Annotated in this window: 11 protein-coding genes; 6 read left to right on the top strand and 5 right to left on the bottom strand. The window is 63.2% G+C overall.

What is annotated here, in order from left to right; genetic code table 11:
* Positions 1-104 precede the first annotated feature (104 nt).
* Both FJ548_RS28685 and FJ548_RS28680 read right to left on the bottom strand, forming a co-directional pair.
* Entirely contained in the window at positions 105-1,022 is a 918-nt protein-coding gene (locus FJ548_RS28685; protein WP_140779650.1) for a pseudouridine-5'-phosphate glycosidase, read from the bottom strand.
* 71 nt (positions 1,023-1,093) lie between these two features.
* Complete coding sequence (locus FJ548_RS28680) at positions 1,094-2,038, bottom strand: carbohydrate kinase family protein (protein ID WP_140779649.1); 945 nt, start codon at positions 2,036-2,038, stop codon at positions 1,094-1,096.
* 280 nt (positions 2,039-2,318) lie between these two features.
* Between FJ548_RS28680 and recA the strand changes: the two genes are divergently transcribed.
* The 4 genes from recA (at position 2,319) to FJ548_RS28660 (ending at position 8,120) form a co-directional block, all read left to right on the top strand.
* Entirely contained in the window at positions 2,319-3,416 is a 1,098-nt protein-coding gene (gene recA, locus FJ548_RS28675) for a recombinase RecA (RefSeq protein WP_140609410.1), read from the top strand.
* A 261-nt stretch (positions 3,417-3,677) separates the two neighbouring features.
* Complete coding sequence (alaS, locus tag FJ548_RS28670; RefSeq protein ID WP_140779648.1) at positions 3,678-6,341, top strand: alanine--tRNA ligase; 2,664 nt, start codon at positions 3,678-3,680, stop codon at positions 6,339-6,341.
* 7 nt (positions 6,342-6,348) lie between these two features.
* A complete protein-coding gene (locus FJ548_RS28665) occupies positions 6,349-7,644 on the top strand; it encodes an SDR family oxidoreductase (protein WP_140779647.1) in 1,296 nt (431 codons plus the stop codon).
* A complete protein-coding gene (locus FJ548_RS28660) occupies positions 7,641-8,120 on the top strand; it encodes a DUF2269 domain-containing protein (protein WP_140762242.1) in 480 nt (159 codons plus the stop codon). The genes FJ548_RS28665 and FJ548_RS28660 overlap by 4 nt, the downstream gene beginning before the upstream one ends.
* Before the next feature lie 35 nt (positions 8,121-8,155).
* On the opposite strand, the gene FJ548_RS28655 is transcribed toward FJ548_RS28660, so the two are convergent.
* Both FJ548_RS28655 and FJ548_RS28650 read right to left on the bottom strand, forming a co-directional pair.
* Positions 8,156-8,782 carry a glutathione S-transferase family protein gene (locus FJ548_RS28655; protein WP_140779646.1) on the bottom strand — a complete coding sequence of 209 codons (627 nt, stop codon included), beginning with the start codon at positions 8,780-8,782 and terminating at the stop codon, positions 8,156-8,158.
* Positions 8,783-8,861: 79 nt separating this feature from the next.
* On the bottom strand, positions 8,862-10,073 hold the full coding sequence (locus FJ548_RS28650) for an NADP-dependent isocitrate dehydrogenase (RefSeq protein WP_140779645.1): 1,212 nt from the start codon (positions 10,071-10,073) through the stop codon (positions 8,862-8,864).
* 212 nt (positions 10,074-10,285) lie between these two features.
* Here FJ548_RS28650 and FJ548_RS28645 point away from each other — a divergent pair, with 212 nt between their 5' ends.
* Together FJ548_RS28645 and murI are read left to right on the top strand one after the other, a co-directional pair.
* Complete coding sequence (locus tag FJ548_RS28645; protein WP_140779644.1) at positions 10,286-11,206, top strand: RNA methyltransferase; 921 nt, start codon at positions 10,286-10,288, stop codon at positions 11,204-11,206.
* Positions 11,199-11,990, top strand: a complete 792-nt coding sequence (gene murI / locus FJ548_RS28640) for a glutamate racemase (RefSeq protein ID WP_140779643.1) — start codon at positions 11,199-11,201, stop codon at positions 11,988-11,990. The genes FJ548_RS28645 and murI overlap by 8 nt, the downstream gene beginning before the upstream one ends.
* A 121-nt stretch (positions 11,991-12,111) precedes the next feature.
* Here murI and FJ548_RS28635 read toward each other — a convergent pair whose 3' ends face one another.
* Complete coding sequence (locus tag FJ548_RS28635; RefSeq protein ID WP_140779642.1) at positions 12,112-13,494, bottom strand: RNB domain-containing ribonuclease; 1,383 nt, start codon at positions 13,492-13,494, stop codon at positions 12,112-12,114.
* Between the last annotated feature and the right edge of the window lie 96 nt (positions 13,495-13,590).

The raw sequence follows: 13,590 nt of genomic DNA, 5'->3' as shown, positions 1-13,590 counted from the left end.
CACCTCCGCATCCATAGGAATCAGACTTCAGTCGAAAAGGGAATCCCAACGGTTCACCCTATTCGCCCGACGCTCTAATTCTTGCACCGCCTCACATTTGAACCCTACAGCGCCTTGGCGATCTTCGCCGCCAATCTTGCATTGTTCTCGACCAGCGCGATGTTGGTCTTCAGGCTCCGGCCGCCGGTCAGTTCCAGGATTTTTCCCAGCAGGAACGGCGTCACCGCCTTGCCCGCTATTCTCTGCGCTTCCGCAGCCTTCTGCGCGGCCTCGATATAGCCGGCCATCTCTTCCGCCGGAATTTCATGGTTTTCTGGCACCGGATTGGCGATCAGCACGCCGCCGCCGAGACCGAGCGCTGCCCGCGTCTTGTAGAAATGCGCGATGTCCTCCGGCGCGTCCAGCGTCAGCGGCGCGCGGAACGGCGACTGCCGCGACCAGAAGGCCGGCATCGTCTCGCAGCCATGGCCAACCACGGGCACGCCGCGCGTTTCCAGCACCTCCAGCGTTTTTTCGATATCGAGGATAGCCTTGACGCCGGCCGAGACGACGATGACCGGCGTGCGCGCCAGTTCATCGAGATCGGCGGAAATGTCGAAACTCTTTTCCGCACCTTTGTGCACGCCGCCAATGCCGCCGGTGGCGAACACTTTTATCCCCACCATATGCGCCGCGATCATGGTCGCGGCGACCGTGGTGCCGCCGGTGCGCCCTTGCGCCACTGCAAAGCCGAGGTCGGCGCGCGACAGCTTCATGGCATCGCCGGTCATGGCCAGCGATTCACGCTCGCCGTCGGAAAGACCGATCTTGATGCGGCCGCCAACCACGGCGATGGTCGCGGGCACGGCACCGCCATCGCTGATGATCTTTTCGACATTGGCCGCCATGGCGCCATTGTCGGGGTAGGGCATGCCATGGGTGATGATGGTGCTCTCCAGCGCCACCACCGGGCGTCCGGCGGCCAGGGCTTGCGCCACGGGAGCGTGGACATCGATAAAGGGGCGGGCGGTCTCTGGGGTCAAATCGAATCTCCAATCGCGGCGCATCCATCAGGACGCGTGAACGTCCCTGCGGCGCTATGAATTTGCCGGTCTCATGCCACTTCCCGCGCATCCGGCACAAGGGCCAGCGCTTCCGCGAAGCTTGCCGCGGTGAATTCGGGCACGGCATTGGTGCTTTCGATAGCCAGCGTTGCCGCCGCGACGCCTTCGCGCAGGGCGCGGCGCAGCGGCAGGCCGCGCAGCAGCGCCGCGACCGTCGCACCCGCTAGCGCGTCGCCGGCGCCGGTGACATCGGCGACTTTCCTCGGGGCAGGCGGCAGGATCGAAAAAGCGCCTGCTTCATCGAAGCCCAGCACCGGCGCGCTGCCTGCCGTGACCACGCCACTGGCAAGCCCGTTGCATCGCAACCCGTCGATCATCTCTCGCTCGGAGGCACTCGAATTGACGCCAGCCAGTACAACGGCCTCTCGCCGGTTCATGAAGAGCTGCGCCAGTTCGCCGAGCACCGGTATCAGCCGCGTCACCTTGGCCGGCGAAATGGCAATGGCGAAAACCGGTTTGCCGGCGGCGAGCGAGACCAGCCGCTCCAGAGCCGACGCCGGCAGATTGGCGTCGCACAGGATGGCGTCGGCGTTGGCGACCACCTCCCGCATCTTGGAGCGCCTGATCTGCTTGGGGAAGGCCAGATCATAAAGCACCATGTCGGCAAAGCCGACGATCAACTCGCCCTCGCGGTCAATCAGCGCCGTGTAGCTCGGCGTGGTGCGATCGAGGAACACTGCCGACAGGTCTTTAATGCCCGCTTCCGCTATACCGCGTGACACGATATCGCCCGCGGCATCGCCGCCGCGCACCGACAGCAGCGAAGCCGAGACACCTCGGCGCACCGTGCTGCGCAACGCGTTGAAGACGCCGCCGCCGACATCCTCGCGCATTGTGCCGGGATTGGACGCCGCTGGCACGTACGGGCCGGCCACCTGGCCACGCCGATCGATATGGGCGCCGCCCACGGCCAGTATCTTCGCGGATTTCACCATGGCGGCGATATGACCTTTGTTATTGGCGCCACACAAGCGCTACACTGCGCGACAGAGCTTCGCATGCAAGGCAGCGATTCGGCGGATCGATACAATCGAGCCGTCTGGCCCAATGCGAGGACATCGCTGCCTCGGTCTGCGAGACAAAAAAAGAACAGATCAGGATATCTCTTGTTTTTCAGTTGGTTGTCTCCCCTTGCCAAATGAGAACAAAAAAGGTACAAAATGACAGGGATTGCGGATTGTCCGGCCTTCATTGACGACCAAGGGGTGATGTATCATGGCTCAGAATACTTTGCGGCTTGTAGAGGATAAGGCAGTGGACAAATCAAAGGCTCTGGATGCGGCGCTGTCGCAAATCGAGCGGGCTTTCGGCAAGGGCTCGATCATGCGGCTCGGCGCCAACGAGCAGGTCGTCGAGATCGAAACAGTGCCGACCGGGTCGCTCGGCCTCGACATCGCGCTCGGCGTCGGCGGCCTGCCGCGCGGCCGCATCATCGAGATCTACGGGCCGGAAAGCTCTGGCAAGACGACGCTGGCCCTGCACACCGTGGCTGAAGCCCAGAAGAAGGGCGGCATCTGCGCCTTCGTCGATGCCGAGCACGCGCTCGATCCTGTCTATGCCCGCAAGCTCGGCGTCGATCTCGAAAACCTGCTGATTTCGCAGCCCGACACCGGCGAGCAGGCGCTGGAGATCTGCGATACGCTGGTGCGTTCCGGCGCCATCGACGTGTTGGTGGTCGATTCGGTGGCGGCGTTGACGCCGCGAGCAGAAATCGAGGGCGAGATGGGCGATTCGCTGCCCGGCCTGCAGGCCCGGCTGATGAGCCAGGCGCTGCGCAAGCTGACCGCTTCGATCTCACGTTCCAACACCATGGTCATCTTCATCAATCAGATCCGCATGAAGATCGGCGTCATGTTCGGTTCGCCCGAAACCACCACGGGCGGCAACGCTTTGAAATTCTATGCATCGGTGCGCCTCGACATCCGCCGCATCGGCTCGGTCAAGGACCGCGACGAGGTCGTCGGCAACCAGACCCGCGTCAAGGTGGTCAAGAACAAGCTGGCGCCGCCCTTCAAGGTGGTCGAGTTCGATATCATGTATGGCGAAGGCGTGTCCAAGACCGGCGAACTGGTCGATCTTGGCGTCAAGGCTGGTGTGGTCGAGAAGTCGGGCGCCTGGTTCTCCTACAATTCGCAACGCCTCGGCCAGGGCCGCGAGAATGCAAAACTGTTCCTGCGCGACAATCCCGACACCGCGCGCGAGATCGAACTGGCGCTCAGGCAGAACGCCGGCTTGATCGCCGAGAAATTCCTTGAAAATGGCGGTTCTGAAGGTGGCGAAGACGGTTTTGAGGACGAAGCCGGCGCGATGTAGGGCAATGGCCAGAGTTCGGCCATAAATTCAGCCTATCACCTGATGCTTAAGTAACCGAGTTCTTTAGTACCGCGTTCCAAACCGCCGGCCTTCGAGCCGGCGGTTTTCGTTTTCGGCAGACCGGTAAGCTCCTGGATTGGCCCAATTCCGTGTTTCTGGACAGGGTCGGGCGTGCCCGCTAAAAGGCCAAGTCTATTTTCTAAGACGCAGAGACCAGTTTTCCGCCGGCTGTGCCGGCGTTTTCGCGAAAAGGCAGCAGTCATGAGTGGCGTGAACGAGATCCGGTCGACATTTCTCGACTATTTCCGCAAGGAGGGCCATGAGGTCGTGGCCTCGAGCCCACTCGTGCCGCGCAACGATCCGACCTTGATGTTCACCAATGCCGGCATGGTGCAGTTCAAGAACGTCTTCACCGGTTTGGAAAAGCGGACCTATTCGCGCGCCACCACCGCCCAAAAGAGCGTTCGCGCCGGCGGCAAGCACAATGACCTCGACAATGTCGGCTACACCGCGCGCCATCTCACCTTCTTCGAGATGCTCGGCAATTTCTCCTTCGGCGACTATTTCAAGGAGCGCGCCATCGAGCTTGCCTGGAACCTGATCACCCGGGAGTTCGGGCTGAAGAAGGACAAGCTGCTGGTCACCGTCTATCACACCGACGACGAGGCGGCCGGCTTCTGGAAGAAGATTGCCGGTTTCTCGGACGATCGCATCATCCGCATCGCAACCTCGGACAATTTTTGGGCTATGGGCGACACCGGACCTTGCGGGCCGTGCTCGGAAATCTTCATCGATCGAGGCGAGCATATCTGGGGCGGACCTCCCGGCAGTCCCGAGGAAGACGGCGATAGGTTCCTCGAATTCTGGAACCTGGTTTTCATGCAGTATGAACAGGTGACGAAGGACGAGCGCATCGACCTGCCGCGCCCGTCGATCGATACTGGCATGGGCCTGGAGCGCATGGCCTCCGTCCTGCAAGGGGTGGAAAGCGTCTTCGAGACCGACCTGTTCCGGCACTTGATCGATGCCGCATCCTCCGCGCTTGGGCGCGCGCCTGACGCGGAAACGGTGGCGTCCTATCGCGTCATTGCGGATCACCTGCGCTCGTCCTCCTTCCTGGTGGCCGACGGCGTGCTGCCGTCGAACGAAGGCCGCGGCTATGTGCTGCGCCGCATCATGCGCCGCGCCATGCGCCATGCGCAGTTGCTCGGCGCCCGCGATCCGCTGATGTGGAAGCTGGTGCCGGCGCTGGTACGCGAGATGGGCCAGGCCTATCCCGAGCTGGTGCGCGGCGAAGAGATGATTACCGAAACCCTGAAACTCGAGGAAACCCGCTTCCGCAAGACGCTGGTGCGCGGCCTTGGCCTGCTGTCGGAGGCGACGGAAAAGCTCCATGCCGGCGACATGCTGGACGGCGAGACTGCGTTCAAACTTTATGACACCTATGGCTTCCCGCTCGACCTGACGCAGGACGCGCTGCGGCAGCGCAACATCTCGGTCGATCTTGCCGGCTTCACCGACGCGATGGAACGGCAGAGGACCGAGGCGCGCGCTCACTGGGCAGGCTCCGGCGAGGCCGCGACCGAGACGGTCTGGTTCCCGATCCGCGAGAAGACCGGCGCCACCGAATTCCTCGGCTATGAGACAGAGCAAGCGGAAGGTCTCGTCCAGGCGCTGGTCAGGGAAGGCAAGACCGTGGACAGCGCCGGCAAGGGTGAAGCTGTTGCCGTGGTTGTCAACCAGACGCCGTTCTATGCCGAATCCGGCGGCCAGATGGGCGACACCGGCGTCATTTCGGGCGAGGGGTTCTCGATGGAGGTCTCCGACACGCAGAAGAAGGCGGATGGGCTGTTCGTGCATATCGGCAAGGTGATTAACGGCACGGTCAAGACGGGCGCCGCCGTCGAGCTGAAGGTCGACCATAACAGGCGCTCCAGGTTGCGCGCGAACCATTCGGCGACGCATCTCATCCATGAGGCGTTGCGCGAAGTGCTGGGCACCCATGTCGCCCAGAAGGGCTCGTTGGTCGCGCCCGAGCGGCTGCGCTTCGACATCTCGCACAACAAGCCGATCTCGGCCGAGGAACTCGAAGAAGTCGAGCGCATGGCCAACGAGATCGTCGTGCAGAACAGCCCGGTGACCACGCGGCTGATGTCGGTCGACGACGCCATTGCCGAGGGCGCCATGGCGCTGTTCGGCGAGAAGTACGGCGACGAGGTGCGCGTCGTGTCGATGGGCACTGGACTGCATGGCGCCAAGGCCAACCGGCCCTATTCGGTCGAGCTTTGCGGCGGCACGCATGTCAGGGCGACCGGCGATATCGGCCTTGTGCGCATCGTCTCGGACAGCGCGGTCGCCGCCGGTGTGCGCCGGATAGAGGCGCTGACCGGCGAAGCCGCGCGTAAGCATCTCGACGAGCAGGATCGGCGCCTTAAGACGGCTGCGGCGACCCTGAAGATTTCACCGGCCGACGTGCCGGCGCGTGTCGAGGCTTTGCTCGAAGAGCGCAAGAAGCTCGAGAAGGAACTGACCGAAGCGCGCAAGAAACTGGCGCTGGGCGGTGCGGGGGCTGGTGCGCCAGCTGAAAACGAAGTGGTGGCGGGCGTCGGCTTCCTCGGCAAGGCGGTCTCCGGTGTTTCGCCGAAGGATCTGAAGCCGCTGGCCGATGCCGGCAAGACCTCGCTCGGCTCCGGCGTCGTCGTCTTTGTCGGCGCCAGCGAGGACAACAAGGCGAGCGTCGTCGTCGCCGTGACCGATGACCTCGTCGGCCGCTTCAGCGCCGTAGACCTGGTGCGCGTGGCGTCCGCCGCATTGGGCGGGCAGGGCGGTGGCGGCCGGCCTGATATGGCGCAGGCTGGCGGCCCGGACGCGTCGAAGGCCAATGACGCGATCGCGGCGGTGAGGGCGGCGCTCGAAGCAGCATGAAAGTCCGATGAACGTCCTCGTTCTAGGCGGCTACGGACTGATCGGAGAGGCCGTCCTTGAACGGTTGCTTCAAGACGGCCACCACCTACTCGGCCTGGGCCGCGATATCGGACAGGCGCGGCGCCGCAGACCCCGCGTCCAGTGGATCGCGGCGGATATGTCGCGACTGCTCTCAGCGGCCGACTGGATTCCCCTGCTTGCCGGCGTGGAAGTGGTGGTGAACGCCGCAGGCGCTTTGCAGGATGGTCCTCGTGATCAGCTGGATGCGATCCACCGGCGTTCGGTCGCCGCGCTCATCGCCGCCTGTGAACAGGTGGGTGTGAACCAGTTGGTACAGATTTCCGCGATTGGCGCAGATATCGCTTCCGACAGCACCTTTTTCCGGACCAAGGCGGAAGGTGACCGCGCCGTCGCTTCGTCGTCTCTGAACTGGACGATCCTGCGGCCCGGTCTGGTCATCGCGCCCGCCGCCTATGGCGGGACGGCTTTGTTGCGCGCGCTTGCCGCGAGTCCAGCAATTATCCCCGTAACGTTGGCGGATCGGCCGATCCAGACCGTATCGGTAACGGATGTCGCCGAGGCGGTATCGCGTGCGGTCGCCGGACGTCTGGCACGCGGGCAGATTATCGATCTGGTCGAGCAACGGGCCAGGCCTCTTGCCGACGTCCTGCTTGAGTTTCGTGCTTGGCTCGGCCTGCCCAAGGCGCCGGTCGTGACGGTGCCGGCAATCGTCGGGAGGCTCGCCAGCGGCATCGCCGATGGACTTGGCGCTCTCGGGTGGCGGTCTCCCTTGCGCAGTGCGGCACTTGCCGCGCTGAAGCAAGGCGTTACCGGCAACGCCAAGGCCTGGACCGAAATTACCGGCCGTCCCCCGCAGTCGCTGGAAGCTACGCTGGCGGCAATGCCCGCACATGTTCAGGAGAGGTGGTTTGCGCGCCTGTGGCTGCTGAAACCGGTCGTGTTTGCCGTCCTGTCGATGTTCTGGTTGGCCTCCGGCATCGTCGGCTTCATCAGACAGGATGCAGCTGCGGACATTCTGGCATCGCGCGGCCTGTCGCCCGCTCTTGCGCTCTGGATGGTTCTCGCCGGAAGCGTCGCCGACATCCTGGTCGGCGCCGCCGTTTTGGTACGTTGGCTGGCTCGGGCGGGGCTGATGGCGATGATTGCCATCACCTTGGTTTATCTTGGCGCAGCGACCGTGCTTGCTCCCGATATCTGGCTCGATCCGCTCGGACCGTTGGTCAAGACCGTACCCGCGCTCTGCCTCGTCCTGGTGGCGCTGGCGATCCTGGAAGAGCGATGAACCTCTGGGCCGACATTCTGCGCTGGGTGCATGTCATCGGTGCAACGGTGCTGTTCGGCACTGGCGCTGGAATTGCCTTCTTCATGCTCATGGCGCAGCGTACCGGCCGGCCCGAGATCGTCGCCCATGTCGCAGGCACCGTCGTCATCGCCGATGCCATCTTCACCGCCACGGCTGTTGTGGTCCAGCCAATCACCGGCGCGCTTCTGGCCCGCGAGATCGGGTGGCCGCTGTCGCAGGGCTGGATCGTGCTTTCCTTGCTGCTCTATGTCGTAACCGGCGCGTTCTGGCTGCCGGTTGTCTGGATACAGTTGCGCATACGTGATCTGGCTCGGCAGGCGGCACGTGAAAACGCGCCGTTGCCGGACGAGGAAAAGCGCCTCTTCCGCATCTGGTTCGTCTGCGGTTTTCCAGCCTTTGCCGCGGTGCTTGCAATCCTCTGGCTGATGGTGACCCGGCCCGAGATCAGATTGTAGCCTCCCTCTCCTGAGCGTGGCCTCCAAGCTTGGTGCTAACCGACCTTCTCGGTTTTGGCAAAGCTCGGGCGAGCGGCGATGCGCGCATACCAGTCGCTTATGTCAGCAAACCGCGCCAACAACTCGCGCCCGTCGGCAACCTTGACGAAATAGCCGATAATCGGCGCCGCGTGCAGATCGGCCAGCGTCAGCTGCTCGCCAAGCAGCCAGGATCCTTGGGCCTTGAGGGAGGTCAGCACTGTGAGCACGGTTTCTGCTTGGCGCAGACCGCTAGCGATCAAAGATTCGTCCGGTCGCTCCTTCTCCAGCCGCTCGACGGCGACGTCCCACACCATCGATTTGTAACCATAAGCATCAAGCATGCCGATGATCTGGCCCATCCTGGCGCGGCCGCGCGCATTCGCCGGCTGAAGCGCCGGACCGTCGAACGCCTCGTCGACATAGCGCGCGATCGCACTGGTCTCGAAGAGACGGAAACCATCGTGCTCGAAAGCCGGAATGCGGCCGAACGGATGGCGTTCGAGAAACCACGCCGGAATGCCGTCAGCGGCGAAGATGTCGAGCGATACGAGCTCGTAGTCGATACCCTTTTCGTCCAGCGCCATCCGTGCGATGCGCACGTAGACGCTATAGTCCGCGCCGTAGAGAACCGGTTTGGTCACGCTGCCAGCCATCGCTTTTGCTCTCGTTGGCCAAAAAGCGAAGGCTCCTTTCGGAGCCTTCGGCGTGTGGAAATTCGGGCTACGCCATCGCCCTTTGCAAATTCTCGTCGATCTTGTCGAGGAAACCGGTGGTCGAGAGCCAGGGCTGGTCGGGGCCGATCAGCAGCGACAGGTCCTTGGTCATGAAACCGGACTCGACGGTCTGGATGCAGACCTTTTCCAGCGTCTCGGCAAAACGCTTCAGTTCGGCGTTGTCGTCGAGCTTGGCGCGGTGCGCGAGACCGCGCGTCCAGGCGAAGATCGAGGCGATCGAGTTGGTCGAGGTCTCCTCGCCCTTCTGGTGCTGGCGATAGTGGCGTGTGACGGTGCCGTGCGCGGCTTCCGCTTCGACCGTCTTGCCGTCCGGCGTCATCAGCACCGAGGTCATCAGGCCGAGCGAGCCGAAACCCTGCGCCACCGTGTCGGACTGCACGTCGCCGTCATAGTTCTTGCAGGCCCAGACATAGCCGCCCGACCATTTCAGGCTGGAGGCCACCATGTCGTCGATCAGGCGGTGTTCGTACCACAGCTTCTTCGCCTTGAACTCGGCCTCGAATTCGCCCTCGTAGACCTCCTGGAAGATGTCCTTGAAGCGGCCGTCATAGGCCTTGAGGATGGTGTTCTTGGTCGACAAATAGACCGGGTAGTTGCGCAGCAGGCCGTAGTTCAGCGAGGCGCGCGCGAATTCGCGGATCGACTCGTCGAGATTGTACATGGCCATGGCGACGCCGGCGCCGGGCGCGTCGAACACGTCGTGTTCGATCACCTGACCATCCTCGCCGACGAACTTGATCGTCAGCTTGCCCTTGCCGGGAAAGCGGAAATCGGTGGCGCGGTACTGGTCGCCGAAAGCGTGACGGCCGACGATGATCGGCTTGGTCCAGCCGGGCACCAGGCGCGGCACGTTCTTCATGATGATCGGCTCGCGGAAGATGGTGCCGCCGAGGATGTTGCGGATGGTGCCGTTCGGCGACTTCCACATCTTCTTCAGCTTGAATTCCTCGACGCGCTGCTCGTCGGGGGTGATGGTCGCGCATTTCACGCCGACGCCGTATTTCTTGATGGCATTGGCCGAATCAATGGTCACCTGGTCGTTGGTGGCGTCGCGGTGTTCGATGCCGAGGTCGTAATATTCGAGCTTGAGGTCGAGATAAGGGTGGATCAGCTTGTCCTTGATGAACTGCCAGATGATGCGGGTCATCTCGTCGCCGTCGAGTTCGACGACCGGGTTCGCCACCTTGATCTTCGCCATGGAAAGAATGCCTCGTTGCTGGGAATGAACGGCCTTGCCAGCATGGCATTCGGCCGGGGGATGCCGCCCGTATATCAAAGCGCTTTTGGCGGCGCAAACGGCGATCGGTCACGAATTGGAGCCTGGGCGGTCGCCATTTGCGAATGCTTCATTTTCGCGGCCGAATATGGCAGGGGACGCTGAAATGCCGCAAACAGCAGTTCATTGACATCATGCCTGTCACCAAAAATCCCGATAGCGCTTCAGCCGCCGGTCCGGCGATCATCCTTGTAGAGCCGCAGCTCGGCGAGAACATCGGCATGGTCGCCCGCGCCATGGCCAATTTCAGCCTGTCCGAACTTCGCCTGGTCAATCCCCGCGACGGCTGGCCGAGCGAGAAGGCGCGCGCCGCCGCCAGCCGCGCCGACCATGTCATCGATGCCGTCACAGTGTTCGACGATCTGGCCTCGGCGCTTGCCGACCTGAACTTTGTTTTCGCGACCACGGCCAGGCAGCGCGATGGCTTCAAAGCCGTGCGCGGGCCGGTGGAGGCGGGCAGGGTGCTGCGGGCCCGTCACGGAATGGGGCAGCGCACCGGCATCCTGTTCGGCCGCGAGCGCTTCGGCCTCTACAATGACGAGGTTGGCCTCGCCGACGAGATCGTCACCTTTCCGGTCGATCCTGATTTCTCCTCGCTCAACATCGCCCAGGCGGCCCTGCTGATGTCCTACGAGTGGATGAAGTCCGGCCTGGAAGACGAGACCAAAACCAACTTTGCCGGTCCGGACATGAAGCCGGCAAGCAAGGAAGAACTGCACGGCCTGTTCGCCTATCTGGAGGGCGCGCTCGAAGCGCGCGGTTACTTCCGCCCCGCGCCGAAGAAGCCGAAGATGGTCGACAATCTGCGCGCCGTGCTGACGCGGGCCGGCTTTGCCGAGCCGGAACTGAAAGTGCTGCGCGGTATCATTTCTTCCCTCGACAGGTTTTCACCGGCCATGCCGCGCGGCGACGGCTCCCCCGGCGACGATCCGAGGCGATTGCCGGCCGCCGCCGCGCGCGTACGCAAGGCGGAAATCGATCGCCCGGCGCCTGACGCCAATGGCGACGACAACGACGCGCCGCCGCTGGGTGGCAAGGCAACCGACAATGACTGAGCGGCCGATCCTGATGTTCGATTCCGGCGTCGGCGGGCTGACAGTGCTGCGCGAGGCGCGCGTGCTGATGCCGGACCGGCGCTTCATCTATGTCGCGGACGATGCGGCTTTTCCTTTCGGTGCCTGGGAAGAACCGGCGTTGCGGACCCACATACTCAATCTCTTCGCCAAGCTGCTCGACCGCTTTGCGCCGGCAATTTCCGTCATCGCCTGCAATACCGCCTCGACGCTGGTGATTGATGCGCTACGCGACAGATTTCCTGGCCATCCCTTTGTCGGCACCGTGCCGGCGGTCAAGCCGGCGGCCGAGCGCACGCGTTCGGGCTTGGTCTCGGTGCTGGCGACGCCGGGCACGGTGAAGCGGCAATACACACGCGACCTGATCAGCAAATGGGCGCAGAAATGCCATGTCCGCCTGGTCGGCAGCGATCGGCTGGCGGGGCTTGCCGAAGTCTATATGCGCGAGGGCTTTGTCGATGAGGAGGCCGTGCGCGCCGAGATCGCGCCCTGCTTCATGGAACATGACGGTCTCAGGACCGACATCGTGGTGCTGGCCTGCACACACTACCCCTTTCTGGTCAACCGCATGCGCAAGACCGCGCCCTGGCCGGTCGACTGGATCGATCCGGCCGAAGCGATTGCCCGGCGATCCCTTTCGCTGTTGCCGCCTCTCGATGGATCGCCGCCGCAAGGCGAGCCCGATATCGCAGTATTCACCTCCGGCAAGGCGGATTTCGCCGTCAGCCGGCTGATGCAGGGCTTTGGATTATCCGTCCGCCACTAGAGCAATTCCAGGAAAAGTGCGTAGCGGTTTTCCGTCCGGGATTGCGTAAAAACAAAGGGCTAGAGCGGGTCAACGATTCTATCGAACGCTGACCCGCTCTAGGTGTGGAAACGTTCGCCGCTCAAACAGGTTCGAACACGATGCTGCGTCGGTCCGGATCGGCCAGGACCAGCCTTAGCGCAAGACCGTCGCCCTGTTTGAGCCCAGTGGCCTTTACGATGGCAACGACAGGCATATCGGAAAGCTGAACGCGCACGCCGTGGTCGACGAAGTCGGTGACAACGGCTTTGAACGTTTCCCCCTCGCGTCCCTTCAGCATTACCGCCTCCGCAAGATCGATGGCCGCATGGTTGATCTGCGAAGCGCGGCTATCCGCGCGTCCCATCACCTTCGGCAATCTGGCGAACGCATCAATGACGGCCTGCGGCACGGGCTGGCCGTTTGCGATGGCCAGTGCGCAGCGCACGACATAGCGATCGGCCAATCGCCTGAGTGGCGCGGTTGCATGGGCATAGGTTGCGGCCATTGCCTCATGCCAGGGGACAATGCCCTCCTGGTAGGGCTGGTATGACGCGCCGGGGCTAGCATGTCGGATTTCCAGCATTAGCGCCGCCTGTTGCGGATCGCTGGGATCGAGGGTTTGCTGATAGTCCCGCAAGCTGGTGGAGTCTGGCCAAGACAGGCCGAGGGCCTGTGCGGCGTTGCGCAGTCTTTTCACCTTGAAGGCGTCCGGCTCCGACATCACCCGGAACAACCCGGTATGGTGCGCAAGCATGGCGTCGGCAATCGCCATGTTGGTCGCCAGCGAAAGCGCGGCATTGTCTTGTTCGGATTGGAGCAGAGGTCTGAATGAAAGCCGGAATGTGCCGTCTGCCAGCCTTTCAACCTCTTGCTCGGGAGGGTCGACGCGCGAAGCGCCACGACGCTTCTCGTTCATCGCCATGCGCCGCGCCAGCTCGGCGAAGCCGAACGGGAGATCGGAAGACTGCACACTTTCATAAGCGAGCTTAGCGCGGCTTTGAATGATCGACCGCTCCGCGCCGTCCAATGCCGCCGCGCCATCCTCGGCAACCCGAACGGTGAAGACGACCGCTGGGCGTGGTCCATCCGACAGCAGACTCGCCGCCCCCTCGGCAATTATCGGCGGGTAGAGTCCGGCCTTGCCGTCCGGCAAGTACAGCGTCTCGCCCCGCGTCCAGGCTTCGAGATCTATTGCGTCGCCGTCCGCGACGAACCAAGCCACGTCGGCAATGGCATAGTGCAGCAGAAGATCACTGCCGCTCGCCTCGATCGAGAACGCCTGGTCAAGATCGGTGGAGGCAGCCGGATCGAGCGTGACGAACGGCATCGCCGTTCGATCGGCATGCTGGTTCGGCACACGCCTGGCCGCCGCCTGCGCCGCAGCCAATACGTCAGCCGGAAACCCGTCAGGCACGTGGAGTTCGTCGCGGATTTTCGCCAGGCCGGTGGAAAGAGCTTGAGGGGGATCTGTCAGAGATTTCATCCAGCCGTCCTACACGGGAGCTCTGGACACGGGAAGGCCGCCAGGGAAATTGCCAAAGCCGGCCGGCTGCCGGCCTGGCAGCAGCGGACGTGGAAC

Source organism: Mesorhizobium sp. B2-4-17 (assembly GCF_006441275.1).
Classification (GTDB): domain Bacteria; phylum Pseudomonadota; class Alphaproteobacteria; order Rhizobiales; family Rhizobiaceae; genus Mesorhizobium.
Note: the sequence above shows the minus strand (reverse complement) of the source record. Positions and strands in the feature narration are given on the sequence as shown.